This is a genomic window from Intestinibacillus massiliensis (genome assembly GCF_900155735.1).
Lineage (GTDB): Bacteria > Bacillota > Clostridia > Oscillospirales > Butyricicoccaceae > Intestinibacillus > Intestinibacillus massiliensis.
In genome coordinates this window covers 1-24,624 of sequence record NZ_LT707028.1, presented here as the reverse complement: position 1 = coordinate 24,624, position 24,624 = coordinate 1, and the positions used below count along the sequence as shown (strand labels likewise).

The following is a 24,624-nucleotide window of genomic DNA, read 5'->3' as shown; positions in this document are numbered from 1 at the left end:
GACGGTAACGATGGGCAGGCCGGGATGCACCAGGGGACGCCCCTTGCCGGTGCCGCCATGCACATAGTCCCACAGATCGCCGGGGTTGGCCGCCATGGCAGAGATGGCAACGGAAGCGTCCAGCACCGCACCGCCGCCTAAGGCCACGATGAAGTCGCAGCGGTTCTCTTTGGCGAAGGCCGCGCCCTCCATAATAATGCTTTTCACAGGGTTCTCCATAATCTTGGCGAACTCGGCCCACGCTACGCCCGCGTCCCTGAGTTGGTCGGTCACTTTGCCGTAGGCGCCGCTAACCCGGGCAGACTTGCCGCTGGACATCAGCAACAGGGCCTTTTTACCCGGCAGCTTTTGCCGTCCCAACATGGCGATGCTGCCGCTGCCAAAAATCAGGTGGGTGGGATTGTTAAAATCAAATTGGATCATCATAATTCCTCCTAACGCTGTCCTTTTCGGTTTGATAGACGAGGTGGTCCAGGCAGTCAATCTGTTTTTGGCTCCGGTGGATTGCGCCGAGCAGGGCGTTCCGATTTGGATCGTTTCCTGGCCGCAGCCCGCGTCCACCAGGTTCTGCTAGAGCATCCCTTGGATGTCTATCGCGTCCGCCATAGTGCCGCCCCCTTGTCACCTTGAGTATAAGGGCGCAGCCTAGAAATATCAAATACTTGGTTTCTATATCAAGTTATTCTTGAAAAGAATAACTGCTGCTGCTATTCTGGTAGGAGGAGGGATCTATATGGAAATCCGTGTCCTGCGTTATTTTCTGGAGGTAGCCCGCGAGGGGAATATCACCCGGGCGGCGGAACGCCTCCATGTATCACAGCCCACCTTATCCAAGCAGCTTAAGGATTTGGAGGGGGAACTGGGAAAGAAGCTCTTTGCCCGCAGCAATTACAGCATCAAGCTGACTGACGAGGGGATGCTCCTGCGCAAGCGGGCGGAGGACATTTTGGATATGGTGGATAAGACCGCCGATGAATTTAAATCTTTGGGGGAGGTCACCGGCGGGGATATCCGCATCGGCTGCGCCGAGTCCGACGGGGTCAAATATCTGGCCCGATGCGTCAAATCCTTGCAGGGGCAGTACCCCCGCATCCGTCTGCACCTGTATAGCGGCAACACCGAAGACGTGGCGGAGCGGCTGGATAAGGGCCTGCTGGATTTTGCAGTCATCGCCCAAGAGGTAGATTTATCGAAATATAATGATCTGGAGATCCCGCACGCTGACCGTTGGGGGCTTGTGATGCGAAAAGACAGCCCCCTTGCCCGGAAGGAGGCTGTCCAAATGGAGGATTTGCTTGGCCTGCCGCTGATCTGCTCCCGGCAGGGGATTACAGAGGATTTTCCCAAGTGGTTTGGGGAGAAGATGGATCGGCTCAATATCGTGGCTACCTTTAATTTGGCCTATAACGCCGGGATATTGGTTCGGGAAGGGATGGGCTATGCCCTGTCCTTTGACAAACTGATTAATACCGGCGCCGACAGCGAGCTTTGCTTCCGGCCGCTTATGCCTACACTGGAAACAAATCTGTATCTGGTCTGGAAAAAATATCAGGTGTTTTCAAGGGTAGCCGAGGTGTTTCTTGCGCAATTAAAGCAGGAATGGACGCATCCTTAGCGCTATCGTTCACTGGAAAAGGCAAGGGCAATTTGCATCCGCCGCACCTTTTGGCAGCGGGCAGTCCGACCCTTGCAGGGATGGTTTTTGGGCGCCTCAATATGTATAATTTAGGGCTTGGAAACACTTAATTTGCAGGTTCGATGCCTTTTTGCCCACTTATAAATATATTCATCTTGAAGCAAAAACAAAGGTGTGCGCCGATCTCCGGCGCACACCTTTAAAAATTCACTTAGTCAGTCAGCAGTATAGCCTTCAGAGGTATTCACGACAATACAGTTATTTATTCCATCCCAAGAAACATTAAAATCAAAAGACTGGCCTAAATCCCTCAGCTTAAAATAGTTGTTCCCATTAATAGTGTATGCTGTCAGTTCCACTACCACACCATCTTTATAAATGGCAGAAGTGTTTGCAATAGCATTTTTAGCAGTTCCATCACCCTTTGCCAATTCCCCACCAACAACAGTATAAGGCTGGCCTGAAACTAACTCAATAGCATTTTTAGCACCATTCCAAGTTACTTCAAACTGCTTACCAGAACCAGATACCACCTGCGCAATATCTCTCAGTTTAAAATAGTTATTCCCATTGATAGTATAAGCATCAAATTCAATAACAGAACCATTTACAAGGACTTTGGAACTTGTAGGGGAAGCAGTAATGGGAGCTGTTGCAGGAGGGGGAGTAGTAGAAGATGTACCATCTGTTACTTTAAATACAATAGGAAACCATCCAGAACCCAACCTTGTGCCTATGTGTCCATCCATACCAACTGTATAAGTACCTGTTTTAATAAACTGAATGGTGTAACCAGCTTCATAGTCTATAATGCCCTCATCCTCAGAAAGGACTTTTGCATTACTTACTTTTACAACACTTTCCTGTTCCCAGATATCTTCTCCGTTTTGAGAAATGCTTAAACCAGAAGTGCGGATATTATAAGTGATTAAGGAGTCCTTTGTAACTTGGATAGTATAGGTTTCTGCATTTTCGTAAATACCATCCTTAATGTTATCAGAAACAACATTGGTAATTGAGATCGTACCAAGCGAAGTCCCGTCAAATTCCTTAATACTATATGTCTTTGTTTCAACTGCAAATGCTGTTGTTGCCATACCTAATAACAAAGTTAAGGTAATACCCATTGACAGGAACTTTTTCCAAATCTTTTTCATCTTATTTCTCCCTTTTCTTTTTGTTTTTATATAAACTGATTTTCAGTTTATATCTATTAGGTATTCGGGTTATAAGAATGTTGCGTATCTACCACGACTGCATTTTGATTGGCGTCCCAAGTTACATCAAAATCAAAATAGAACCCCAAATCCCGCAGCTTGAAATAGTTGTTGCCATTGATGGTATAGGCTGCCATCTTCACCTGATTATACGCACTATCCAAGTAAATGGGGCTATGGTTTAAGGTGGACTGCTTTGCTGTACCATCCCCAGCCTTTAACTCCCCACCTACTGTTGTATAAGGCGTCTTAGAAGTCAGGACAATAGCACCTTTCCCCCAATTGCCATAGCCGTCCATCCAACTGATTGTATCGTCCCACTTCACTTCAAACTGCTTGCTTGTTCCTTTTAGCACCTGTGCAATATCTCTCAACTTGAAAAAATTATTATTGTTAATATTATAAGAATCAAAACTGATTACCTTGCCATCCACAATTACCTTTGACATATTAGGATTGGCTGTTGCTGATTCTGCCTGCGTTGTAGTATCAATGGTGGGCTTTTGGTCTGTATAAACGGGATACTGCTCTACTTGCAGAAGATAATTATAAGTCTTATCACCTTGTTTTACGGTAATAAACTTGCTTCTTAGAGTATCTTCATTGTACTTATCAAACACCTGCCAAGTCAGCCCTGCACTCCAAGTGCCGTTGGCATTCTTTGTAGTAGGATAAGGAACAACATTTACATTACTTAAAGTTTTATTATACACACCATCAAAATGGTCTTTATCTGTACCTAAAGGACCAGGGCTGTTCCATTGAACATCATAATAAATAAAGTCTGTATTGTCTACATCAGAACGCATGCAAGCCTCTGAACCTAAAGTTACATAGTAAGCATGGATTTTATTATTGTTAAAGTCAATCGTATCAATTTCTTCATACTTAACTACATTGGAAAATGTCACCCCACCAATTTTTTGAGTATGCTCCATTGTAGGGGCAGGGGTAGTTGTTGAGGGGGTGGGCGGGGTGTTGGGAGGCGTCGAGGGGGCTGCCGGAGTAGTTCCACTTGAACCATCTACATAGGTATATTTTCTATCGCCCGACTTACACCATTCCTCTGCATAGCTGCCTTTCACTACCTTGTAAGAACCCTGTTTACCATACCCTCGAAAAGCATCGTCTGCAATATAAACCAACGAAGAAGGCAAATACAGTTGGAAAGGGGTATAGTTACAAAAAGCCTCAGACTCGATTCTTTCCAAGCCATCATTTAAAGTTACATCACTAATTCGGGCACAAGCCTCAAAAGCATTATAATCAATCACCTTTAAAGTTTGAGGAGTAACTATCTTCTTCAAAGAATAAGAGCTACTAAATGCACCATGCCCAATCTTGACTACCTGAGTATTAGACAAATCAAGTTCACTGATTTTTGTATACCCTACGGAATTACAATCAATGAATTTCAGGTCAGTCAACTCACTGAAATTGATGGTTTCTACGCTTTTACGGCCATTCAACAAAAGATGAGAAATAATAACTGTACTCTTAGGCAACTTAATATCTGTCGCATTCTTATCATAATAAGAATTATTTCCTCTTGAACCATTTTCTGAGTAATAAGAACTATCTGGAACCAAAGTACCCTCTGGCCATTCAACTGCTTTATTATTTTTTGACCCCACATAATACTGTTTATAATCAGCACTGCTAAACCCCTCACGCAAATAATCCTCATCCGTAAAGGGTAGGGAATTAGCTGCAAAAGCTGGAACTGTTAGGGCTGACATTAGGGTTATTACTGCTAAGATGCTGGATAAGATTTTTTTCATTTCCTGGATCTCCTTTTTCCCCGTAAATTAGTTTTCCGGTTGTTGAACCTCTGTTTTACTGTATGAAGCACAGGATATCTTGATCGTACCATGCAAAAATTGAATTCTCAAGCCCAATATACATATTGAAAGATATGGGTATGAAAAGTGATAATATTGCCAGATACAGAGTAGGATTTGCTTCTGTTGGCTTAAAGATAGGCTATCACAGAAGACAAAGGGGTATGACACAAGAATAAAGAGCAGATCAGGCCAATATTTCAATAGGATTTTTAAGCCAGATAGAAGCCCCTGCCATGCGTGTGGGTATCTCTTTGGCTACCCTCTTTTCTCTTCCCGAAGCCCTCCAAGTACCACCCTCCAAACTCCTTGAATTTGACATAGGCTTCTATTCCTTAGTATAACTGGGGTTGCCGTGATCGGCAACCCCAGTTACTTCTTTTCTAAAATAATTCTGCTACAAACTAAACTATCATCTTAAAAGCATATTCAAACATCCTTTCGAGCCCGATGTTGCTTACGGGTATGATCCTTTTTATCATCTGCCCGCTGTTGCTGTTTTTCGCCTGGAACGTCTGGCGCCGGCGCAGGCTGGATAAGGCGGAGGCCAGCCGCACCGCCCAGCTCGAAGCGGAACTGGCCGTGCTCAAGCGGGAAAAGGACTCCCGGCAGGAGACCGTGGGCAAATAATAAAATTGTATGCATTGGTTTCCCCTCCCGTGGGCACAGCACGGGAGAGGCCATACAGCACCGGGCGCTTTCATGTGTGCCTGGGATATACAGTGCCGCGGGCACACGGGAGCCGTGCCTAGGCGAACCCCTTTTTGCATGGTTCCCAATACTTAGAAAGTGAGTAGAAAGCGAGGATTTGCTATGACAATGAAGAAAAAATCGAATGCAGCACGCCTCGGCGCCCTGGCACTGGCGCTGACGCTTGTCACCACCTGCCTGCTGGGCGGAACTATGGCCCGGTATGTCACAGAAGTCACCGGCACTGCCAAAGCCACTGTGGCGGCCTGGAAGTTTGACGCGAAAAACGGCAACAATTCAATCACAGAAAAAACTACTTCCATCGACCTGGGCAGCACTACAAACCGTACGGCCTATGAGGGCACGGATATTAAGGAGGGCGTGATCGCCCCGGGCAACACGGGCAGCTTTGATATCGTGATCGACGGCACCGGCAGCGAGGTGGGCGTGGACTATGCCATGAAGATTGCAGCCGCCAGCGGCACTACTCTACCCGACGGTTTGAAATTTGAGGTGGCCAACGGCACCAACGCAACCGCTACTGTTTATACGCTTGGCAAGGACGAAGTCACCGGTACCATCGACTATTCCGAAACGGACAGCAACATGAAGAAGACGCTGACTGTTTCCTGGGCGTGGGATTTTGGCGAAAAAGATACAAAAGACAGCAACGACAATACATACGAAGATCAAGAATGGGTGCTGGATATCACCGTAACCAGCAAGCAGGCCACTCCGGAGGAAGACACTACTACCACCTAATCGCATATTCCCGCCCCCTGTGCCGGGGCGGGCTTTCGGGGGCTTTCAGCCCTCGGCAAAGTGCGCCGCAAGCCCGCGCATTTTGCCAATGGCTGGAACACACTTCCTAAAAGGAGGATTCTATATGGGACAAACAAACAGTGCTTCCCCGGAGGAAGAAAAAGCCGGCGCGGCTGGCCGCTGCTTTTGCTGCTGTTGTTCCTGGCGATGGTCACCACCTGCATCGTGGGCTTTGTTCTGGGGCGCAGCGCCAGCCCCGCGCCCCTGGGACAGATTATAGATACCATCTTGCTCAGCCCGGAAGAGCCGGCGGGCAAAACAGCGGCGCACCTGACCGGGTGCGTGCTCTATCCGGACGGTTCTCCGGCCGCAGGCCTTCGTTTGGAACTGCACAGCGACCCGATTTCGACAGCAGCGACGGGCGCTTCCTGTTCCCTGACGTCCCGTTTGGGGAGCATCGGATTATCGCCTACTATCCAGATGGCGCCCTGGCAGCGGAACAGCCAGTGTCCATCACGCAAAGCGATGCGAGCCAGGGGGTTACGATTGCCCGGGCGGATGACGGTTGCACCATTACCATAGCCGTTGATGTAAGGATATTGGAGCTTGTCATTCAACTGGAGGATAGCCAAATCACGATCCTCCCCAGTGAATATACCTACGCCGACAACCGCGGCCGGGTGATCATGCCCGGCGGCACTGCCACCGTCGGCAGCGGCGTCGTTGTTACGCCCGGGGAAATCTCCACTTGCCGTGGTAAGATAGTCATCCCGGGCGGCGGTGGAAGCAATGCCGCTGTCATTTTGCCGGATGACACCGTGGTTTACCTCGACAAGAGGATGGAAGGTGGCGGTTATACAATTGCGCCAGACGGAACGGTTACCCTGCCGGATGGCACTGGAATCAAACCTGGCGGCCAGATTGCCACGCCGGAGGGGATCGGGCAGCCCCCCCGGCGATAGCGGCGTCATTGTGGGCGGCGGCACCGTAACACCCGTCGTCGGTGACCTGCCCGGAGCCAACGGTTTCCCGCCAGATAGTATTGATTCCCCGCCGGATAAAGGTACCATCCCGCCGAGGGGTATCCATCCGCCGTCCGGTAGTGGAGACATCCCGCCCAGCAGTGGCAATACGTCGCCGCCCGGTAGCGGCGGCGGTTCTTCCGGCGGCGGTTCACAAACGGGCGATGGGGAAAATCCAACGTCGCCCGGCGGTTTCCTTCGCGTATATGGGGAGAACCGGGAGGGCGGCTATGCCGAGTGGGTACAGAGCAGCGATATCGACCTGTTTTATAACCGGGTCAACGGCGCACAGGAAAAAATTGCGCCTGGCACCTTCGGGTACTATCAATTTCGCCTGCAAAACACACGTACTTCCAGGCTGGATATCAGAATTGCGCTGGCCGAAAATGGGCTTCATTTGCCGCTCCGCTTCACATTGACGCCTTTGGGCGCGGATGGGGGGGAATTAGGCGGACAGGCTGTTTCCGGTTTCCTGCCTGCAAACGGCAGCCTTGTTTTAGATACCGCCATTGACGGAGGCGCCGTTGTAACCTATCGCTTGGATTGGGAATGGCCGGTTGACGGCAATGATGCACTGGATACACAGATCGGGACGGGAGCGGATCTTGTTTATCTGCTTTCCATGGCCATCCATGCGGAGGAAATATGATAAGGCGTTTTTTTAAGGTTCTGCACGCCCTGCTTATTGCGATACTTTGCTTCATCCTGCTGTTTAATCTCTGGCAGATCACGGCTCGGGCGCTTTTTCACCAGAAGTTGCCCTATATTGGGGGGGATTCCCAACTGACCGTCCTTTCCGGCAGCATGGAACCCACTTTTTCAGCCGGGGATCTGATTATCCTCCATAGGGAGGATGTTTATCAAGTCGGCGACGTCATTTCGTTTTGGGATGAGGGCAGCTTGACGACGCATCGGGTCCGCATCCAATACCTATGCCGCTGTTATATCCATGATGACAAAGTGGACTTTGATGACCGGCGCAGGCTGCACAAGATGCACGATGCTTACCACGCCCTGGGCGGGAACGGCGACCTTGATACACTTATGGCGGCAGTAGACGAACTGCCGGTAAAATAGGAGGTTACATATATAGATTTTGGATTTACAGCGATCCCGGCGATTACAGTGATCTGTTACCTGGTTGCGCATGTGGTGAAGGCGGCGAAACTTGACAACAAGTGGCTGCCGATCGTATGCGGCTGTGTCGGCGCGCTGCTCGGCGTGGTGTCTATGAACATCATGCCAGACTACGGCGCGGGCGACCCGATTACGGCGGTTGCGATCGGTATTGTCAGCGGCCTGGCCGCGACGGGTGTCAACCAGATTGCCAAGCAGTTGGGCGGTGGCGGCAAGTGACCATCAAGCACATCGAGCTTGCCGACGCAAATGCATTTGTCGCTGAGCATCACCGTCATCATAAGCCTGTGCGCGGGCATCGCTTTTCGCTGGCGTGTTACGACAACAGTGACCGCCTTTGCGGCGTGGCGATTGTAGGGAGGCCTGTAGCGCGCAATATCGACCAACACAACACTGTCGAGGTTTTGCGGATGTGCACAGACGGCACGCGCAATGCGTGTAGCATCCTGTATGCGGCGTGTCGGCGCAGCGCCCGCGAACTGGGGTATGAACGCATCATTACCTACATACTCGATAGCGAGCCGGGAGTAAGCCTGCGCGCGGCAGGATGGGAGTTTGAGCGCATAGCAGGTGGGGGTAGTTGGAGCAGCCCGAGCAGGCCGCGTGAAGACAGTGCGCCAACGTGTCGAAAGCAACTATATCAATCTGTACTTAGGAGGGCAATAGCATGACCATCAACACCAAGACCGCCCACGCATCGAACTACAAGGCCGCAAGCCGCACCGCGGCAAACATCGGCTTTATCGTCATCCACTACACGGGCAACCAAGGCGACACAGCGAAAAATAATGCAGACTATTTTGCACGTCAGGCAGGGTTAAACGCTTCGGCGCATTACTTTGTGGACGAGCGTGAAGCCTGGCAGAGCGTGCCGGATAAAGACGTTGCCTGGCATGTCGGCGCACGAAAGTACGTGCACAAGGCTTGCCGCAACGCGAATAGCATCGGCGTGGAAATCTGCATGCTCGACAAGGCCGGGCGTGTGCGGCAGGGGAGTATCGACAACGCGGCCAAACTTGTCCGTGAGCTGATGGCGAAATACAGGATTACCAGCACCCACGTACTCCGGCATTACGACGTGACAGGTAAGGATTGTCCAGCACCCATGGTGGCCGATCCGAAGTTGTGGGCAACATTCAAACAGGTTATTACAAAACCAGAGAAAATCGAGGAGGATGAAGATATGTACACTGTATATAAAACGATTAAGGACGTACCGGCTTGGGCGCGTGAGTGTGTGAACGACCTGATTTCCAAGGGGTATCTCAAGGGCGACGGCGACGGGCAACTTGATTTGGAGCATTACATGCTGCGCGGGCTGGTGATCAACTGGCGCGCCGGGCTGTATCAGTAAAAATAAGCATGATAATGCCCCCTCAGACTGTATTATCCGAGGGGGCGAGAGTTATTCTGTATTTTCATTTACGGTATATGGAAACTTCACGGAGTTATCCTCATACTTCATTGACTCCATGATTTCCATTTGACAGTTATAGGCTGGGCTTACTTCCTTCTCCCCGTAAAGATCAGGGTATTGTGAGCGGAGTAAATAATTTTGGTAGATTTGCTGGTCAAGCACTTCACGCTGTTCGGGCGTAAGCTGGTTGCGAAGGTGCTCTTGCGTCAGCATGATTTCGAGCAACGCGTCAGGCATAGCGAAATCATAGCTTGTTGTGCTGACAGGCGTTTGTAAATAGCGGTTCATCAACACTTCTGCAGCATCAGGCCGGGAAAAGAGTTCTTGATAAACGTCTGAATATTGTAGGATAGACTCAAACCCGCTTTGCCGGGTATTGGATACCCAGATTTCTCGCGCACGCCTGTAATTAAGTGCGGCGTCTACCAGTCCTTCGGTGGATTCCTGCTGAAGCATTTGTGATGATCCTTCCGCGCTGGTTGGATTGCGTGAAGACAGATTGTCAGGATTGTAGATCTCCGTGAGGCCGATAATTCCTCCGCTTATCATAAAAACAAATAGTAAAGCTATTATAATGCGTTTCATTCGTCACCAAATCCGTTTTTACAATATTATACGGGGTTTTCTGTGATATATCAAGAAAACTAAACAAAATTTTCAATTATAGTTAGTAGAGTGAGGGATGTCTTACTATGAAAGCCTGGGTGCTTATAACTACGGTACTGTGTATTTTGTATTTCGGCATTGGACTGGGATCTATTATGAATAATGAAAGAAAGCTTTCAGCGGGCATATTAGTAAAGGTTTTCTTCATCACCCCCATTTTTGTTCTTGTAGGTTTTGTGATTTGGACGGGTTACGCAATTCATGAAATTATTATCGATAAAAAGGTGAAAGTAAGATTTATTACAACTATGTATCGAGCCTATTTTCAATTGATGCCATACATGTGTGAAGCGTTTTTACGTTTGATCATTGACGCGAAGGAAAAGCGGGAAAGTCCTGTGATGGGTACAATGAAGACTGTGAAGCACATATTCCAAAGAGGATATGAACTTATTTTAAGAGAAGGATATGTGTGAGCTGTGCCGCCCCAAAATTGGGGCGGCTTTTTTTTACGTCTTAATACCACAGAAGCGGTTTGGTGGAAAACTGAGCGAGACACAAGTGATCTATGGTTTGTTTTATAACATGAAAAAGCGAGGCCTATGTGCCCGTTTCCAGGCCATAACCTCGCTTTTCGTATATTTGTTACGGTTGACAAGTTATCCAGTCCGTCCGCCAGACACCATAAGTAATCGACCATAAACGTTTTTGATAAACACCATTAACAATTCGATATTTCCATTCAGTTTCTTCTATCCGCGCGGATTTTAACGTGCCTACAACTTGTCCCCTGGGGGCTAGCTGTACCGCCAAAGCTGGTGTCATTGAGGTGAATAGTATAACTGCTAAAAACGCAATCAATGCCTTTTTCATAATTATTCCTCCAAAAGTCGAATGGGTATGGTTGATAAGGGAAGATGTTTTAAATCTTCTTGTGACAAGGAATCAACTAAGACTCCATCGCAGTAAAAATCATATTTGCCATTATTAGTAGGAACAAGATAAGAGTTTTGTGGCGTAAACACGACGTAATCATCTGTATCTGGTGCTTGATAGGCAGGCTGAATGATTACAAAATAAGACAGGATAAAAAAAGCAATTACAATGCCAGAAAATATGCGCAAGGCACGTTGACATATGTTTTGTTCAATAATAACATCAAAACGCTGGTATATAAAACTTTTGGGCTCACATTTGAGTAGCGCAGATGTGCAGCGAGATGGCCTCCTATCTTGCTGATTAATTTGCCTCATGACCTTTAGGATTGTATGAAGATAAAAGAATTTGTTTTCTTGATTAGCATGAGACATCAGTGAAGCGTCACATCGCAATTCCAGTAAATTATCTAAATCTCTTCGATATATGTGCAACAGCGGATTCCACCAGAAGATTACAGTCAGAACTAAATGGAACACTTTAATCAATAGATCATGGTTCCGAAAGTGTTGCAACTCATGGTTTAAAATCCATGATAACTCCTCGTCAGATAGATTAAGAACGGGCAGATAGATATGTGGTTTACAGATACCGCTCACTTTTGGCGCATCGATATTCGCTGAAACAGTTAGCTTCGCCTTAGGATATAGCTTTTGCAGTAAGCTTTCTGCTTGCAAATCAATAGTTGGCTCAGAGCGGTTCAACCTTTTTATTTCCTGATAGGATTGCAACAGGTAATTGAGCAAGAAGGCAAGTGAACCCGTAAGCCATACGGATAAAATAAGATGACAAATTGTAAAAGTGCCAATTAAAGGCGTGTTGAGAAACGTAATCAAATGGGGCAGTATAAAATCAGAGTGAATGATAAGAGCACGAGCATTATCTAGTGGAGTTATCAGTCGGATCGAACTCAAAACCGCGAGCAAAAAAAGCACATGAATACTATATTTAATCAAGAATTTTGTGTTTCTGCCCAAAAGTGCAACTGGCATAACAGAGAGATTGAAAAAAATCACAGAGATGGCAGTCGAATACGCGCTAACGCACAAGTCAGGTCAGCTCCCTTCGCTTTTCTTCCAACAGTCTCTCTAACTCGTCCAGCTCTTGCGGCGTAATTTCGTTTTTCCGGAACAAAGCGCTCACGATCAAGGGGACGGAGGCGCGTTTCGCAGATTTGGATAAAAACTCTGAATAATATTCAGTTGACGTGATCGTGGGTTCAAATGTCCGTGCATAGCCTTTCCCGCTCTTTACAATTCCTACTTGTTGAATGGCCTGTTTGTTTAACAAGCTATTTAGCAAAACATGGATTGACCCGTTTTTCCATGATTTCTCTTTGGAATTGGAAATAATTTCTGAACCTGAAAGAGGCTGACCAGCCTGCCATAAGACTTCCATTAACTCTAATTCACTTTTAGTTAACTCCATCGCTATCCTCCTTTCAAATTACGTTCAATTAAATGATAACAATCACAACGAGTAATGTCAACTAAAATGGTTAAAAAAAACATAACAGCTTTACGTAAGGGAATTTGTTGAAAAATATGGATTGATATTTTTATTAATTAATGATATTGTTTTTACAATAACTGAAAAGGATGGTGATTTTTAAAGGTCACGTGTGAGTGACAGGCCGCACCAAAGCCATTTAGAAAAGGAGATTACAACATGAATAAAAACATATGGTCTAGAGTATTGTCCACTATCTTATCAATGTCAGTTTTGATGACGCTTTTATCTTTTTCCGTGTTGGCGTTGGACAACGACCATCAGGATGCTGTCAAGGGGAATGTGCCGGTGACCTTCACCCCCAGTAGTGAAATTACCTTTAACGCGGACGGCAGCTACGAAGTAACCCATATTGAAAAAGCCGCTCCTGAATCGCGGGAAGTAGGTCATGAAATCGAAGGATTCGAAGTTGCTGGTGATCCTGCCGAAATTGAGGCGGAAAATCAGGCGATGATAGAAAAGTTTCAAAATTTACCCGTCTATACATATGATGAATATTATATTGCGAAAGAAGGCGCTGTTGCGCAATATGATCAAGACGGTCAATTAATTCGTGTGCGAGGTGATTGTGAATATCATAGCACGTTGGATCAGTATATGGTGAACGGTTCTTTGCCCGATGGTACATATGTGGGAACCTATTTAACATTTTCGCAAATTAGCAGCGGTTTTGGTAGTGACAGCACACGTGCTACACCTCGAACTTCCCAATCCGGAAGGATGACCACGTTTGGTGATAATTGGCCTCCAATCAGTAAGAGCAAATATCCGAATTGCAATACAGATCCTGTTCCGGCTGCTCCGAAAGGTATGACTGATGAAAGTTTTTACGGTGACAGAATTGGAACAGATAGAAACCAATTGCATATAGGCGATGTTGCCATAAAAAATTCCGTAGGTATCAAAAACGGTACTAAAATTAGCGTTCATATCGAAAATGATAAGGGCACTTTTAACAAAACAATGACAAAACAAGATATAATGAATGAAAAGTCAAAATCCATACTGGATATTTGGAGATGGGATAGTCCTGACTGGTTTACTGGCGATGCAAAGAGAGCCGATGACTTGTATTTTGGCTATAAATATAGTACAAGCCTTTCATTTGAAAACAGCAAAAACTATTGGGAAACTTAATTAACATAAGTGTTTTTTGGCATTCCTTATGTGCTATGCATAACAGATATTAACTTATTCGTTGAAAACGAGAAAAACTCTGCACTAGCTAATAAATTATTTTTTTAATTATCGTTTACATATAGGCAGATAAAGGGGGTATGTCAAATATCCCCTTTATCTGCCTATAGGGAGTGTTTTTATGAAGCATAAAATTGTATTTATACTGCTCAGTTTTGTTGTGCTAGCATCGTCGGTTATATGTTATGATAAATTGAATACGGACAATGGACAAAAGACAAATGAGTATCTTAGCTTTACCGTTTATGACTCACTAGGCGTTAATCAAATCGAGGGGACTATCTGCAAATATGATTTACAGAGCAAAGAGGTTTCCGAACGATTTAAGTTTCCCATTAGTGCAATGTATGCCTTAGGCGTTTATGATGAAAAGACAAATTCAGTTTATTATTGCAATGAAAATGACAATCATTCCTTTGAAAGAAAGCACACAGGAGGGGATCAGCTTTATGTGCATAACTTAACAACTGGATCCGACCGCAAGCTTACGGATGACCTAGTTGCTGTAAACGATATTATTCCTGTGGACGATATTCTTTTCGTCCTAGTTTCAAGGCCACAAAATTCCCATAGCGTAGCCTTGGGGAAAATAGATTTATCAGACGGCAGTATTCAATATTGGGATGAGCCATATGAAACAAGTTCCCGGCTTCTGAGCATTGATAGAGTGCAAAAACGTTTATATGTAGCTATATATGATGAGGAAGAAGAGTATGCGAGTATATTAGCAAACAGCATTGTTCCACCGACATATACGATTTATTCCTATGACTATAATTTAGGTGATAAGCGCAAAATATTATGCGAGGAAAATAAATTAATAAGGTCAGTCTATACCACAGACAACCTTATGTTGTATTCAATTGGCGATGCATTGACACAAAGCTGTACAACTCACACTTTCACCCGACTTATTGATTTGAATACAATGGACACCTTGTTAGAGACGGACGACAGTTTTCCTGAGGATGGCTGTCTTTCAACCGATAAAAAGGGAGCCTATTTCCTCGGCACACTCAATGATTTTGAGGGAATCATCTATTATGATTTTGAAACGCAGGAATATACGCCGGTAGTCAAAAGTGATTATGGCGCAATTGCAAACTTTGAGCTGATATCAGAAGACAAATAATGGTGCGTGGGAGGCGACTGATCCCATTTCCTTTGAAGCATGTTGGTATCGTGCACTGGATAAGCATTTAACTAATCATGCAAAAAAAGCCCACCTGTTAAGCGCGGTGAGATAAGAAAGCAAGCAAAAAACCAGTAATCATCGCGTTTTAAGGACAGAGGGCAAACAGGTTACAACTGAATAACCGAGCAAAAGGGGCGTTATCATCAAGATAGCGTTCCTTTTTGCATATTGCCATGCCACAGACTTTTAATCTGCGGCGTTTTTTTATGCCCGCAGGAAAGGAGGCGCAGACGGAATGTATTTTACAGATGGCAAAAAGCGCGCGTTTGAAAGGCTCATGCAGCAGAAACCGGGATTTGCCGTTATCAATCCGGCTGTGCCGGAAGTGATGAAGATTGCTGCACTTGCCGTTTCTACCGCCCGCAATGGAAAATTGACGATAGCGAGTTTTCGGAATTGGAGTTTACCTTGACCGAAGAAGAATAGCCTACCAACAAGACGAGGCGCGGTTGCCGATTATGGCCACCGCGCCTCGTTCTTTTGTGGAAAAATATGTGATGATATGATATAATAATATTAATATCAAGTTGCTAATGAAAAGAGATGATAGTTATGTCAAAGTTTCAATATTATACAATAGAAAAACTTATTCGCTTTTTCCTGGAGCAAGGCAAGGAGAGCGAATGTTGGGATTTTAAGCAGGAATGGCATGACCAAACGGAAGATTTAGTTAAAGATATTATTTGCTTTGCTAATACTGTCCATGATGAAAACTGCTATTTGATTTTTGGCGTTTCTGATAATCTGCAAGTTACAGGTATGACAAAAGAACGACGAAAACAGGTTAGTATCATAGATACAATATCTCACCTACAATTCGCGGGCGATAATTACCCCAAAATATCTGTCGAAACAATTAACTATGAGGGTGTTGTTCTCGATGTATTGGTAATATATAACACAGATAAAACTCCCATATATCTGAAAAAAGCTTACGGGAAAATGCGCGAGGGGTGCATATACTTACGAATTGGGGATAAAAACACACCAAACAACGGAAATGCTGATATTTTCGATATAGAAAATCTTTGGAGAAAGCGGTTAGGCTTAACAAAACCGCCATTAGAGTATATTTATGACCGTATGCATAATAAATTAGAATGGACTGATAACGAATATACTTTTTATAATATTTTTAAGCCAGAATATACTATTGAGATTATAAGCGAAGATGATGATAGAGAAGCCGACGAGTTCTATTCCTATGCTATGACAAATGAAAGAACATCATTTCAAATATTAAATATAAAGTATCAAAACACTATACTTGACAGTTATCAAACAGCTGTTTTAGATAGTGGGCGGTTTCATGTACCCGTGCCTGAATGGGGCTTAATTTGCCATGATAAATACAATCAAAGCAAATATTGTTACAAGTATTATGTTGCGGGTAGTAGGCGGTATCGTGTATTTACTTTTCTTTATAATCGTGAAAATGATGAAGAACGCCATGCCTGCAATAACCTTAAAAATGTTGTACTGTTTTTCTTTTCCGATGAAGAACGCATAGCATTTGAAGTTTATTTAGAGGGAAATCAAAACTTGGTAACTGAACGAATTGAAAAAATTGATAGATACGATTATATCAACACAGGAAACGAAAATAAAACAGCCTTTTATAAAGAGCGTCTACGGATAGGAGTTGCGTTAAATCAATTACTTATCGAATGGAGAAGTCGGAAAGAATAATCAAGTAAAAAGGACAGCGGCTCGGTTGCCGATTATGGCCACCGCGCCCCGTTCTTTTTTTTGTTTTTGCGTGGACAATTAGAAAGCCGTTTTTTGCGGTTTGAATATAAAGTATCGGCTATGCCGTTTTCCCGCGCTGAAAGCCCTGTTATATGGGAATTTTTCAGCCCCTAACTTTCCACTCGCTACCCCCTGGTTTTGCTTACCGTTCTTGTTTCTCGTCTTGCTTTGGGACGGGTAAAGAATACTGTCTACATTCTTTTTGATAATGCCGTATTCGCTCATTTGTTGTTTGGCTTGGCGGTAACTGTTCCCGATGCGTTGGCGCGTTTGGAGATCTGGTTTATATTGCGGCTGATTGCTTGCAATTCCCAGATATATGCTTTTGTTTCCGAACGGTCTACTACAAGGATATATCCGTCTATCGCCATTTTGCGGAAGTATGCGCCAAACTGCCGGATTGGTAATTGCTTCATCGCGGCGTTTTCGCCATTTGAAATAATACCAATTTTCGTAAATTAGACGTTTTTCTTCTTCTGAAATCCAAAACTTCATTTAGATATTGCGCTTTCGGTTTGCCATAGTGCCGCCGCCTTTCTCTATAAGGGTTTGGGAAACTCCCAACAAGCATTTTTTTCGCAAATGGGTACTCATTTGATGTGCTTGCTACCTACTCCTTTCCAATTTTGGCACAAAAAAATTGCAGCGGCTTTGCGCTGCAATCTTCGTATAGATAGGTTAGTCCTCTGTCTTTTCGACTTCGATTATTTCCTTCGCCGTTGAGGTCACAATCCGCAGGCCGTTATCGCTCATATCGGCAAGCAGACTGTCAAGATGCCGCCGTTGCGTGGATTTGTGGTCTACCGACACATTTAAAAAGGTGACAAGCTCATGCTTGAGTGCTGCCCGCTGTTCTCAATGGACGTGATATAGCGCGGCGCAATGTTCATCCTGTCCGCTAACTGGTTGCGCGATATTCCCTTTGCCTTTCTTGCTTCCTTTATGGCAACCGGTTCCTGCCATCCGGTAAAAGGATCACGTGGGGAACTGCAAGCCGTTGGCGGTACGGGTTTTGATCTGCACGTTCTGGGTCGGCACCGGCTGCGGCCTTGCAGGATGGGAAGCGCTCGAGACATTTCCACGCATCGGGTCTATTTGTTTCCGCATTTGCATCACTGGGGATAGTATATGCGGCATGAGGATAAATAAAAAACAAGCCTTTAGGGCTTTTGTGAAGAGGAACTTTCTAAGGGGTAGGGAAACGGGGAGTAATATGGCCTGCGGACAGGTAGAAAGCCATTTTTTGAGGAGTGGGTATAAAATATTTTTCACCTGCTAAAATGTGGGAATGGCGGAGAAATTATATTGTTATAAGTGTACAAAAATCGTATAATCAAAACGAAATGACAAATCTGGATTTGCGAGGAAAGCATAATATGAACAGGACTGAATTAGAAGCGTATATCACAGCAACTTATAATGTAGAGAAAGACTGCCCTTGGATAAAGTATCCTAATTATGTGGTTTTTCGTCATAACAACAATCAAAAATGGTTTGCCTTAATTTTGGATGTGCCCAAAGTGAAATTAGGATTACAGGGTGATAGCCTTTTGGATATTGTAAATCTCAAATGTGATCCCATAATGATAGGTTCATTACGCTCAGAATTAGGTTTCTTTCCTGCATATCATATGAACAAAAATAGCTGGATAACCGTTGCTTTAGATGGTAGTGTATCTGACGACAGGATAAAAATGCTTCTTGATAGGAGCTTTGAAGCGACTGCTGTAAAAATTAAAAAACGTATGATTTCGACAGAAAAATAAGAAATACCAGTTTGCAGGGCGACGAGATATGACCTTTCCGCCGCCGGTACGTCTATCAAAGCTATACCCTGCACCCTATGAAGGCGCTGTTACAAGATACTGAAAACATTTTCCACGTACAAGCACCCGTGGTCTTGCCTCATGTGCTATAGGTAGAAAGCCCCTCCGGCCTGTGATGTCCAGAGGGGCGGTTTTTGATGAGTAGGCACTTAGATGTCTACATACCGATGGAGAGATCAGTGTCTAGATGCAGATAGTCATAAAGGAATTGGCAGATAAGGTCGCGCGGTGCGGGTTCGGTGATATGAAAGTCACCGGCGCTGGCTCGCAACCCGATTTGACCCGCAACGCTGAAGTAACCGCGATGATACGACGCATCTGGGTACTGCTTATCCAGCTCTTCGGCCTGGGCGGCGTAGCCCGCGCGGCGCACCAAGATCATCATCGCCTGCTCGTTGGTGATCGGGCCGTCCGGGTCGAATTTGCCGCCGCCCACGCCATTGACGACGCCGAACTCCACCGCTTTTTCGATCTCCCGCGCCGCCCAGTGCTTTTCAGGCACGTCGGTAAACGTGCCGGGCTGCACGCCGGACAGGTTCCAGCTTTCCGCGCGGGACAGCAGGGTAACGAACTCGGCGCGCGTGACCCTGCCGCCGAGGTTCAGGTCGCCGTTCTCATCGCCGCGCAGGATGCCGCGGTCGACCAGATACTGCACTTTCGGGTCGCTCCCATGTGCCGCCGCGCTGAGCAGCGCGTTGTCCAGCGGCACAATCGTATCGTTGATTCTGGCGAGATAATAGCGCCAAACGTCGTTCTCCTCCTCGTTGGCTACCTGAATATAGCCGTCTCCGAGCGTGACGATATCGTCAAATTCCCTAGGGGCGATTACCAGCTCGCCCTTACTACTGATCAGCGCCGCCGTGCGGTTGCAGCGCACAGAGCAAAAGCCGTCGTTGCTCCATCGGTTTGGATACTGGTCGAACAGCCAGCAAGGCTCGGTCAGCAGCTTGCCGTCCGCGCTCATCAGGCCGGCAAGTTGACCGTCAAATACGAAAAACGAGTCGGTATCCGTGCGTGGGTCGCTGTAAAGGCTGTCGTAGCGCGGCTCGCGCACGATATTGCCCGAGAGATCCATCAGGCCGTACTTGCCGTTTTCGCGAATAACGAGCATACGCCCTATCGTTGCTCCAATCCCGGAATCCGTTTTTTCCCAATCCCTGCCGCCGATCTGTTTACCATTCAGGTCGTAAAAGCTAATACGGCCGTTTTTGCTGGCGATTAGAAGGGTTCCATCTGGTAAAAAGTTGCGGTGACGGTCAATGATGTAATCGTACTCAAACGGCAAGATTGCCTTGCCCTGCGGGTCGATCAGGCCGGCCTTGCCGTCTTTCTCCGCAACGCCGACACGGCCGCCGAAAAACTCGACTTTGCCGTCATACATGTTTTCGATGATGGCCTTGCCCGTGCGGTCGATTACACGGTCGGTTGCGTTGCGGTAGCGGCCATCGGAAAAGTACACGCCATCCCACGTGGACAGTTCGTAATCCTGCCACGGCACAAGGGGGGTGCCTGTTTTGTCGATATAGGTGTATTTGAGATCCTTGCCGACGAGCACGCGGCCGTCCTCGAAAACCTCCGCGTCGTCGTACTGTGGCTCGAGGAAAATACGACCGTCCAGATCGGCAAAGCCGAATTTGTCGTCCTGCGTTTGCAGGGTTACGCTGTCCTCCCCAATGGTTAGATGTTTCCACTTCGGCTCCATCAGGATATGGCCACCCGTATCCGCCATGCCGTACAGTCCGTTCTTGACGATCTGCATGCGCTCCTCGGTGCTGCCCCAGCCGCCGATCATGCTGTATTCTGCGGGCAGGATGACCGTGCCGGAGAGCGTTTTGACGCCGTATTTTCCGTTTTCCTTGAAGGAGATACAGTGCTGGTCGCCGCCCAGCCAGTAAAAGTCATTGCCGACCGGCGTCAAGTCGTGATAGTTTTTGGTTTCCGCCGCGCCCGCGCCCACCGGCAGGGCAAAGGCCAGCGCTAGCGCGCCCGCCAGCAGTTTTTTATAAAATTTCATACTCTCGTTCCTCCCTTATAATAGCTGACAACCTGTTAGTATATAATCGCCGTTCCCGTGATGGTATGGTCGTTGTCATCGCCGGCACATTCCACGACGACATCGTAGGTTTTACCTGCATCCAGTCCTGCAAAGGACAACGCATTGTGGTGGTTGCCCGCGAGCGACCAATGCGTGACCTGCCCGGCTGTCTCCTGCGTTTCCCCATCAATCACGCGGACGTTGTATGGGTCGGCGTAGCCGCTTTGCAGGAAAACAGTCGTGCGGCCGTTTGCATCCGGCGTGACGGTGGCGAGCACCTGCTGGGAGCCGTAGACACTGTCCAACGTGTATTCGGCTACTCGGTAGCTGCTGGACAGGTCGGTTCGGCCAGCGTCACTTTCGGTCTGCCCACTGCGCTCGGCATTGACGCGGATGGTCTCCATATTCACGCCCGGTTCAAGGTGATAGAGGAAGAAGTCCTCCGCCGTGACCGGCTTAATCTGGACGGCGGGCACGGCGGAGGTGTCCGGCGCAGCAGGGTCGGTCTGCGGCTCGTCTGAGGGAGTCTGCGCGGGCGGCGCCGCCGTCTCTGGTGCGGTGGTGTAGGCAGTCGCGTACGCGGCGGGCGACTGTGCCTCGATGTGCGGGGCCACCGCCATTGGGGCGGCCGGCGGTATGTCCGGTTCTGTGGGTGGCACCGGTGTGATCGGCAGGGGAACGGTCGGCGCGGGCACGGGCTTGGATACGAATGCCTGCGCGGATGCGGGCGCGGGGAGCGGGGTGGGCTGTACCGCAGCGCGCGCCGCGCAGCCGAGGCCAAGTATGCCAGCGGCGGTAACAGCCGTCAGGAGTACGCCCGCTGCGCGGGCAGTGCGCCGCACATGGCGGTGGCGCTGGATCAGCGTCAGGCGTTTTTCTATTGTGCGCCGTCCCGCGCTCATCGCGGTCGTGACCGATTGGCGGCTTTGGTTCGCCGTCCCCAGCATGCGCAGGATGGTTTTCATGTACTGCTTCCGGCGCGGCTCGTCCCATCCGGCGACGACCGCATGGTCGCATGAAAGTTCACACAGCGTGTTCAGGTCGCGCAAAATCAGGTAGGAGGCGGGGTTGAACCAGTGAATTGTGCGCACCAGCACTGCCAGCCATTTGTAGACAAGGTCATGACGCTTGCAGTGCGTCAGCTCGTGCGCAAACACGCAGCCCAGTTCGTCTTCGCTCAATTCGGTATCAGGCAGCAGGATCATCGGGCGGAGCACGCCGATCAGCATGGCCGTGTCGACTGCGGCGGAGCGGTACAGGCGCACCCGGCAGCGCACGCCAATGAGCGTGATACAGCGGTCGAGTTGTTCGCGCTCAAGACCCGCTGTCAGCGGAACGCCGGTGCGTTTCACGCCGCGCAGCACCTCGCGGTAACTGCGTCCGAAGCGGATGAGTGATACCGCTGCGACGGTCAGCCACAGCACGGCGCAGAGCGCAGCCCAGTCAGTCGGCGCTCGCACGGGAGAGACGGACGGCGGTGCGGCGTACACAATGAGTCCTTGCACCGCCTGCGGCAGCGGCGACGGCGCCTTTTTTGGCAGCGCGGGCAGCAGCGGCGCGGTCAGCATGACCAGCAGCACTGGCAGCCAGCCGTAATACTGCCATTTGACGCCGAGCACCTTGCCGAACGGCACGCGCAGCAGGCGGATCAGCAGCGCCGCAGCTGCCGTGACAGCGGAAACGGCGAGATAGCGCGCAAAGATGGTTTGCAGCATAAGACGATTCCCTCTCTATGGCGTCAAAGTCAGTCTGTCAGATCGAAGATACGGCGCAGCGCCTCGGCGTCTTGCTCCGTCAGGCCGCGGCTATCGCACAGCGCGGCAATCATGCTGCGCACCGAGCCACCGTGCATCCTGCTGATAAAACGTGCGGTTTCGCTCGCCTTGTAGGCGGCTTCGTCGATGGCGGGAGAGTAATAATATGCCTTGCCGCGTTTTTCGTAACGCACCGCACCTTTTTCTACCAATCGGCCGAGCAGCGTGGTCACGGTCGGGTATTTCCATCCGGTGTCCAGCCGCTCGAACACCTCAGTTGAGGACAGCGCCTCGTCGCTGTGCCACAGCAGGTTCAGGATCTCAAGCTCAGTATCGGAGATGCGTTTTTCGGATTTATCCATTTTGCGTCGCTCCTATTCATTTAATTACTCTTGTAATTTAACATTAGATTACACTTGTAATTGAATTCTGTCAAGCCCCTTTTGAAAAAACGCCCAACGCAGTTAGCTTTTCCATACCTACAGGTATGAAAAAGGGACAGGCGGTAGCCTGTCCCTTTCTTACGCACGAGCGCAATATGCATCATTAAAGCACCATCGTTCTGTACTCCAATTATAAATGCCCGTACTCCAATTAGTACTCCATTTTTGTGATAAGCAGCGGTAAATTACGGTAAGATACGGTTTTCACAAGGTTTTCAACCGGATGATCAAGGATGTGAAAAACGGAATAATTTTGATCATTAAAACAGATAAAACAGGTGAAATGGCGTAAAACTAGGCTAATTTAACTTACATCCGCGTCAAGTCGTAGGGTGTAGTCTGATACACGTAATGGTTAAGCCAATTGGTATAAAGCAGCTGGCCATGGGAGCGCCAGGAGACGACAGGCGGCTTCATAGGGTCGTCGTCGGTAAAGTAATGGCTTGGGATATGGGGGTCCATGCCCTTGCCCAGGTCGCGGAAATACTCGGATTTGAGGGTATCGGCGTCATACTCGCTGTGCCCCATGACGAAGATCTGCCGCCCCTGCCGCGCCTCGGCGATGTAAAGGCCAGCCTCGTCGGACTCGGCGAGCACGGTGAGTTCGGGGTTGGCGCGCACGTCGTCGGCGCGGGTCTCGGTGTGGCGGGAATGCGGCGCGCAGAACACATCGTCAAAGCCGCGGAACAGGTTTTCGCGGGGCTTCAGCACGCGGTGGCTGAATACGCCGGAGATTTTTTCGGGGAGCAGGTACTTGGGGATGCCGTAATGGTGGTAAAGCGCGGCCTGCGCGCCCCAGCAGATGTGCAGGGTGGAATGGACGTTGGTGCGGGTCCAGTCCATGATGCTGCAAAGCTCGGCCCAGTAGTCGACGTCCTCGAAGGCCATCTTTTCGACCGGCGCGCCGGTGATAATGAAGCCGTCGTACTTATTGCCCCGGATCTCGTCAAAGGTCTTATAAAAGGTAAGCAGGTGGTCCTCCGGCGTGTGGGTGGATGTGTAGCTGGAGGTCTGGATGAGGTCGACCTCGATCTGCAGGGGGGTGTTGGACAGGCAGCGGAGGATCTGGGTCTCGGTGACGATCTTGGTGGGCATGAGGTTGAGCATGGCAAGGCGCAGCGGCCGTATGTCCTGGTGGAGGGCGCGGTATTCGGTCATAACGAAGATATTTTCGCTTTCAAGGACGGCGCGCGCAGGCAGGCTGTTGGCAATTTTAATAGGCAATGGGATAGCCCCCTTCCTTTAATCGGTGTCATTTGCCCGATTATTATAGCACAGAAGGGAAAAAGGGGCAAGGAGAAAGGAAAAAAGAGGTTGACAAACGGGCGGAAAGCGGATAAAATATAAAAACACCACCTGCAAGGGGGAACAGTGACGCCCGGAGGGGCATCGCCTGGGAACCTGAAAGATAAGGTCAAAAGTTGTTGACAAAGCTTGGGTCGGGTGGTATACTAATCAAGCTGCTTCGGTGAGGCGGCGCGGCGTCAGCCGGCAAGCGGAAAAGGCCTTGAAAAAAAGCCCTTGACAAGCGGCCTGCTGAGTGCTATACTAAATAAGCTGCTCCGGTGAAGAAAAGCGCCGGAAAGGCTGAAAAAGATTGCACCTTGTAAATTAAACAACGTAAAGCAAAGCAAACCAAAACGAACCTGAAA

Annotated in this window: 29 protein-coding genes; 15 read left to right on the top strand and 14 right to left on the bottom strand. The window is 48.2% G+C overall.

The genetic code is table 11. The features are described 5' to 3' along the window. The coding region (locus CZ203_RS00255; protein ID WP_143436016.1) for an iron-containing alcohol dehydrogenase at positions 1-426 on the bottom strand (426 nt) is incomplete at its 3' end. Between the two features lie 307 nt (positions 427-733). Between CZ203_RS00255 and CZ203_RS00250 the strand changes: the two genes are divergently transcribed. Next, positions 734-1,615 carry a LysR family transcriptional regulator gene (locus CZ203_RS00250; protein WP_087064132.1) on the top strand — a complete coding sequence of 294 codons (882 nt, stop codon included), beginning with the start codon at positions 734-736 and terminating at the stop codon, positions 1,613-1,615. Positions 1,616-1,851: 236 nt separating this feature from the next. Here the strand turns inward: CZ203_RS00250 and CZ203_RS14065 are convergent, their stop codons facing one another. Together CZ203_RS14065 and CZ203_RS00245 are read right to left on the bottom strand one after the other, a co-directional pair. Further along, positions 1,852-2,793, bottom strand: a complete 942-nt coding sequence (locus tag CZ203_RS14065; protein ID WP_143436014.1) for a hypothetical protein — start codon at positions 2,791-2,793, stop codon at positions 1,852-1,854. A gap of 56 nt (positions 2,794-2,849) precedes the next feature. Continuing rightward, complete coding sequence (locus CZ203_RS00245) at positions 2,850-4,634, bottom strand: leucine-rich repeat protein (protein WP_087064131.1); 1,785 nt, start codon at positions 4,632-4,634, stop codon at positions 2,850-2,852. A gap of 525 nt (positions 4,635-5,159) precedes the next feature. Here CZ203_RS00245 and CZ203_RS00235 point away from each other — a divergent pair. From CZ203_RS00235 to CZ203_RS00195, 8 genes are all read left to right on the top strand, one after another. After that, positions 5,160-5,324 (top strand): hypothetical protein, encoded by a 165-nt coding sequence (locus CZ203_RS00235; RefSeq protein WP_207651253.1) that lies wholly within the window; start codon positions 5,160-5,162, stop codon positions 5,322-5,324. A 183-nt stretch (positions 5,325-5,507) separates the two neighbouring features. Next, positions 5,508-6,146: a hypothetical protein gene (locus CZ203_RS00230; protein ID WP_235847413.1), complete on the top strand. Its 639-nt coding sequence runs from the start codon at positions 5,508-5,510 to the stop codon at positions 6,144-6,146. A gap of 506 nt (positions 6,147-6,652) precedes the next feature. Next, complete coding sequence (locus CZ203_RS14060; RefSeq protein ID WP_143436012.1) at positions 6,653-7,108, top strand: hypothetical protein; 456 nt, start codon at positions 6,653-6,655, stop codon at positions 7,106-7,108. A 10-nt stretch (positions 7,109-7,118) separates the two neighbouring features. Beyond that, the gene (locus tag CZ203_RS14055) at positions 7,119-7,817 is read left to right on the top strand and encodes a hypothetical protein (protein ID WP_143436011.1); all 699 of its coding nucleotides are present in this window, start codon (positions 7,119-7,121) and stop codon (positions 7,815-7,817) included. Then, positions 7,814-8,245, top strand: a complete 432-nt coding sequence (locus CZ203_RS00210) for a S24/S26 family peptidase (protein WP_087064126.1) — start codon at positions 7,814-7,816, stop codon at positions 8,243-8,245. The genes CZ203_RS14055 and CZ203_RS00210 overlap by 4 nt, the downstream gene beginning before the upstream one ends. 48 nt (positions 8,246-8,293) lie before the next feature. Further along, complete coding sequence (locus CZ203_RS00205; RefSeq protein ID WP_407927685.1) at positions 8,294-8,524, top strand: phage holin family protein; 231 nt, start codon at positions 8,294-8,296, stop codon at positions 8,522-8,524. Beyond that, entirely contained in the window at positions 8,521-8,976 is a 456-nt protein-coding gene (locus tag CZ203_RS15320; RefSeq protein WP_087064124.1) for an XF1762 family protein, read from the top strand. Before CZ203_RS00205 ends, CZ203_RS15320 begins: the two co-directional genes overlap by 4 nt. Then, on the top strand, positions 8,973-9,659 hold the full coding sequence (locus tag CZ203_RS00195) for a peptidoglycan recognition protein family protein (RefSeq protein WP_087064123.1): 687 nt from the start codon (positions 8,973-8,975) through the stop codon (positions 9,657-9,659). The genes CZ203_RS15320 and CZ203_RS00195 overlap by 4 nt, the downstream gene beginning before the upstream one ends. Before the next feature lie 51 nt (positions 9,660-9,710). Here CZ203_RS00195 and CZ203_RS00190 read toward each other — a convergent pair whose 3' ends face one another. Continuing rightward, positions 9,711-10,307, bottom strand: a complete 597-nt coding sequence (locus tag CZ203_RS00190) for a hypothetical protein (RefSeq protein ID WP_143436009.1) — start codon at positions 10,305-10,307, stop codon at positions 9,711-9,713. Positions 10,308-10,414: 107 nt separating this feature from the next. On the opposite strand from CZ203_RS00190, the gene CZ203_RS00185 reads away from it, so the two are divergent. Further along, a complete protein-coding gene (locus CZ203_RS00185; RefSeq protein WP_087064121.1) occupies positions 10,415-10,804 on the top strand; it encodes a hypothetical protein in 390 nt (129 codons plus the stop codon). Between the two features lie 169 nt (positions 10,805-10,973). On the opposite strand, the gene CZ203_RS14050 is transcribed toward CZ203_RS00185, so the two are convergent. Genes CZ203_RS14050 through CZ203_RS00175 form a run of 3 tightly spaced genes read right to left on the bottom strand, consistent with a single transcriptional unit; the run spans position 10,974 to position 12,692 of the window. Next, a complete protein-coding gene (locus tag CZ203_RS14050) occupies positions 10,974-11,201 on the bottom strand; it encodes a hypothetical protein (RefSeq protein ID WP_143436007.1) in 228 nt (75 codons plus the stop codon). 2 nt (positions 11,202-11,203) lie between these two features. Then, positions 11,204-12,256 (bottom strand): M56 family metallopeptidase, encoded by a 1,053-nt coding sequence (locus tag CZ203_RS00180; RefSeq protein WP_159456280.1) that lies wholly within the window; start codon positions 12,254-12,256, stop codon positions 11,204-11,206. 58 nt (positions 12,257-12,314) lie between these two features. Beyond that, positions 12,315-12,692 (bottom strand): BlaI/MecI/CopY family transcriptional regulator, encoded by a 378-nt coding sequence (locus CZ203_RS00175; protein WP_087064119.1) that lies wholly within the window; start codon positions 12,690-12,692, stop codon positions 12,315-12,317. Between the two features lie 240 nt (positions 12,693-12,932). On the opposite strand from CZ203_RS00175, the gene CZ203_RS00170 reads away from it, so the two are divergent. The 4 genes from CZ203_RS00170 (at position 12,933) to CZ203_RS00155 (ending at position 16,854) form a co-directional block, all read left to right on the top strand. Then, positions 12,933-13,910: a hypothetical protein gene (locus CZ203_RS00170; RefSeq protein ID WP_087064118.1), complete on the top strand. Its 978-nt coding sequence runs from the start codon at positions 12,933-12,935 to the stop codon at positions 13,908-13,910. Positions 13,911-14,091: 181 nt separating this feature from the next. After that, entirely contained in the window at positions 14,092-15,102 is a 1,011-nt protein-coding gene (locus tag CZ203_RS00165; protein ID WP_087064117.1) for a hypothetical protein, read from the top strand. A 298-nt stretch (positions 15,103-15,400) separates the two neighbouring features. Next, the gene (locus tag CZ203_RS00160) at positions 15,401-15,577 is read left to right on the top strand and encodes a hypothetical protein (protein ID WP_235847414.1); all 177 of its coding nucleotides are present in this window, start codon (positions 15,401-15,403) and stop codon (positions 15,575-15,577) included. 140 nt (positions 15,578-15,717) lie between these two features. Then, positions 15,718-16,854 (top strand): AlbA family DNA-binding domain-containing protein, encoded by a 1,137-nt coding sequence (locus CZ203_RS00155; RefSeq protein WP_087064116.1) that lies wholly within the window; start codon positions 15,718-15,720, stop codon positions 16,852-16,854. Between the two features lie 78 nt (positions 16,855-16,932). Here the strand turns inward: CZ203_RS00155 and CZ203_RS14995 are convergent, their stop codons facing one another. From CZ203_RS14995 to CZ203_RS15555, 3 genes are all read right to left on the bottom strand, one after another. Next, complete coding sequence (locus tag CZ203_RS14995; protein WP_235847412.1) at positions 16,933-17,409, bottom strand: hypothetical protein; 477 nt, start codon at positions 17,407-17,409, stop codon at positions 16,933-16,935. Positions 17,410-17,592: 183 nt separating this feature from the next. Continuing rightward, positions 17,593-17,667 (bottom strand): hypothetical protein, encoded by a 75-nt coding sequence (locus tag CZ203_RS15560; RefSeq protein ID WP_456236170.1) that lies wholly within the window; start codon positions 17,665-17,667, stop codon positions 17,593-17,595. 59 nt (positions 17,668-17,726) lie between these two features. Next, positions 17,727-17,990 (bottom strand): helix-turn-helix domain-containing protein, encoded by a 264-nt coding sequence (locus CZ203_RS15555; RefSeq protein WP_456236169.1) that lies wholly within the window; start codon positions 17,988-17,990, stop codon positions 17,727-17,729. A gap of 300 nt (positions 17,991-18,290) precedes the next feature. Here CZ203_RS15555 and CZ203_RS00140 point away from each other — a divergent pair, with 300 nt between their 5' ends. Continuing rightward, a complete protein-coding gene (locus CZ203_RS00140; RefSeq protein WP_087064115.1) occupies positions 18,291-18,680 on the top strand; it encodes an MmcQ/YjbR family DNA-binding protein in 390 nt (129 codons plus the stop codon). A gap of 217 nt (positions 18,681-18,897) precedes the next feature. Here the strand turns inward: CZ203_RS00140 and CZ203_RS00135 are convergent, their stop codons facing one another. The 4 genes from CZ203_RS00135 to metA form a co-directional block, all read right to left on the bottom strand. Continuing rightward, entirely contained in the window at positions 18,898-20,754 is a 1,857-nt protein-coding gene (locus CZ203_RS00135) for a WG repeat-containing protein (protein ID WP_087064114.1), read from the bottom strand. A 35-nt stretch (positions 20,755-20,789) separates the two neighbouring features. Further along, positions 20,790-22,490: a M56 family metallopeptidase gene (locus CZ203_RS00130; protein ID WP_087064113.1), complete on the bottom strand. Its 1,701-nt coding sequence runs from the start codon at positions 22,488-22,490 to the stop codon at positions 20,790-20,792. 29 nt (positions 22,491-22,519) lie between these two features. Further along, a complete protein-coding gene (locus tag CZ203_RS00125) occupies positions 22,520-22,891 on the bottom strand; it encodes a BlaI/MecI/CopY family transcriptional regulator (protein WP_087064112.1) in 372 nt (123 codons plus the stop codon). A gap of 390 nt (positions 22,892-23,281) precedes the next feature. After that, the gene (metA, locus tag CZ203_RS00120; protein ID WP_087064111.1) at positions 23,282-24,196 is read right to left on the bottom strand and encodes a homoserine O-acetyltransferase MetA; all 915 of its coding nucleotides are present in this window, start codon (positions 24,194-24,196) and stop codon (positions 23,282-23,284) included. Positions 24,197-24,624: the final 428 nt, after the last annotated feature.

Bases quoted from the DNA above. Each gene is read 5' to 3' on its own strand.
- CZ203_RS00250 (WP_087064132.1), top strand. From the start codon at position 734: ATGGAAATCCGTGTCCTGCGTTATTTTCTGGAGGTAGCCCGCGAGGGG.
- CZ203_RS14065 (WP_143436014.1), bottom strand. From the start codon at position 2,793: ATGAAAAAGATTTGGAAAAAGTTCCTGTCAATGGGTATTACCTTAACT.
- CZ203_RS00245 (WP_087064131.1), bottom strand. From the start codon at position 4,634: ATGAAAAAAATCTTATCCAGCATCTTAGCAGTAATAACCCTAATGTCA.
- CZ203_RS00235 (WP_207651253.1), top strand. From the start codon at position 5,160: ATGATCCTTTTTATCATCTGCCCGCTGTTGCTGTTTTTCGCCTGGAAC.
- CZ203_RS00230 (WP_235847413.1), top strand. From the start codon at position 5,508: ATGACAATGAAGAAAAAATCGAATGCAGCACGCCTCGGCGCCCTGGCA.
- CZ203_RS00210 (WP_087064126.1), top strand. From the start codon at position 7,814: ATGATAAGGCGTTTTTTTAAGGTTCTGCACGCCCTGCTTATTGCGATA.
- CZ203_RS00195 (WP_087064123.1), top strand. From the start codon at position 8,973: ATGACCATCAACACCAAGACCGCCCACGCATCGAACTACAAGGCCGCA.
- CZ203_RS00190 (WP_143436009.1), bottom strand. From the start codon at position 10,307: ATGAAACGCATTATAATAGCTTTACTATTTGTTTTTATGATAAGCGGA.
- CZ203_RS00185 (WP_087064121.1), top strand. From the start codon at position 10,415: ATGAAAGCCTGGGTGCTTATAACTACGGTACTGTGTATTTTGTATTTC.
- CZ203_RS14050 (WP_143436007.1), bottom strand. From the start codon at position 11,201: ATGAAAAAGGCATTGATTGCGTTTTTAGCAGTTATACTATTCACCTCA.
- CZ203_RS00180 (WP_159456280.1), bottom strand. From the start codon at position 12,256: ATGCCAGTTGCACTTTTGGGCAGAAACACAAAATTCTTGATTAAATAT.
- CZ203_RS00175 (WP_087064119.1), bottom strand. From the start codon at position 12,692: ATGGAGTTAACTAAAAGTGAATTAGAGTTAATGGAAGTCTTATGGCAG.
- CZ203_RS00170 (WP_087064118.1), top strand. From the start codon at position 12,933: ATGAATAAAAACATATGGTCTAGAGTATTGTCCACTATCTTATCAATG.
- CZ203_RS00165 (WP_087064117.1), top strand. From the start codon at position 14,092: ATGAAGCATAAAATTGTATTTATACTGCTCAGTTTTGTTGTGCTAGCA.
- CZ203_RS00160 (WP_235847414.1), top strand. From the start codon at position 15,401: ATGTATTTTACAGATGGCAAAAAGCGCGCGTTTGAAAGGCTCATGCAG.
- CZ203_RS00155 (WP_087064116.1), top strand. From the start codon at position 15,718: ATGTCAAAGTTTCAATATTATACAATAGAAAAACTTATTCGCTTTTTC.
- CZ203_RS14995 (WP_235847412.1), bottom strand. From the start codon at position 17,409: ATGAAGTTTTGGATTTCAGAAGAAGAAAAACGTCTAATTTACGAAAAT.
- CZ203_RS15555 (WP_456236169.1), bottom strand. From the start codon at position 17,990: ATGTCTCGAGCGCTTCCCATCCTGCAAGGCCGCAGCCGGTGCCGACCC.
- CZ203_RS00140 (WP_087064115.1), top strand. From the start codon at position 18,291: ATGAACAGGACTGAATTAGAAGCGTATATCACAGCAACTTATAATGTA.
- CZ203_RS00135 (WP_087064114.1), bottom strand. From the start codon at position 20,754: ATGAAATTTTATAAAAAACTGCTGGCGGGCGCGCTAGCGCTGGCCTTT.
- CZ203_RS00130 (WP_087064113.1), bottom strand. From the start codon at position 22,490: ATGCTGCAAACCATCTTTGCGCGCTATCTCGCCGTTTCCGCTGTCACG.
- CZ203_RS00125 (WP_087064112.1), bottom strand. From the start codon at position 22,891: ATGGATAAATCCGAAAAACGCATCTCCGATACTGAGCTTGAGATCCTG.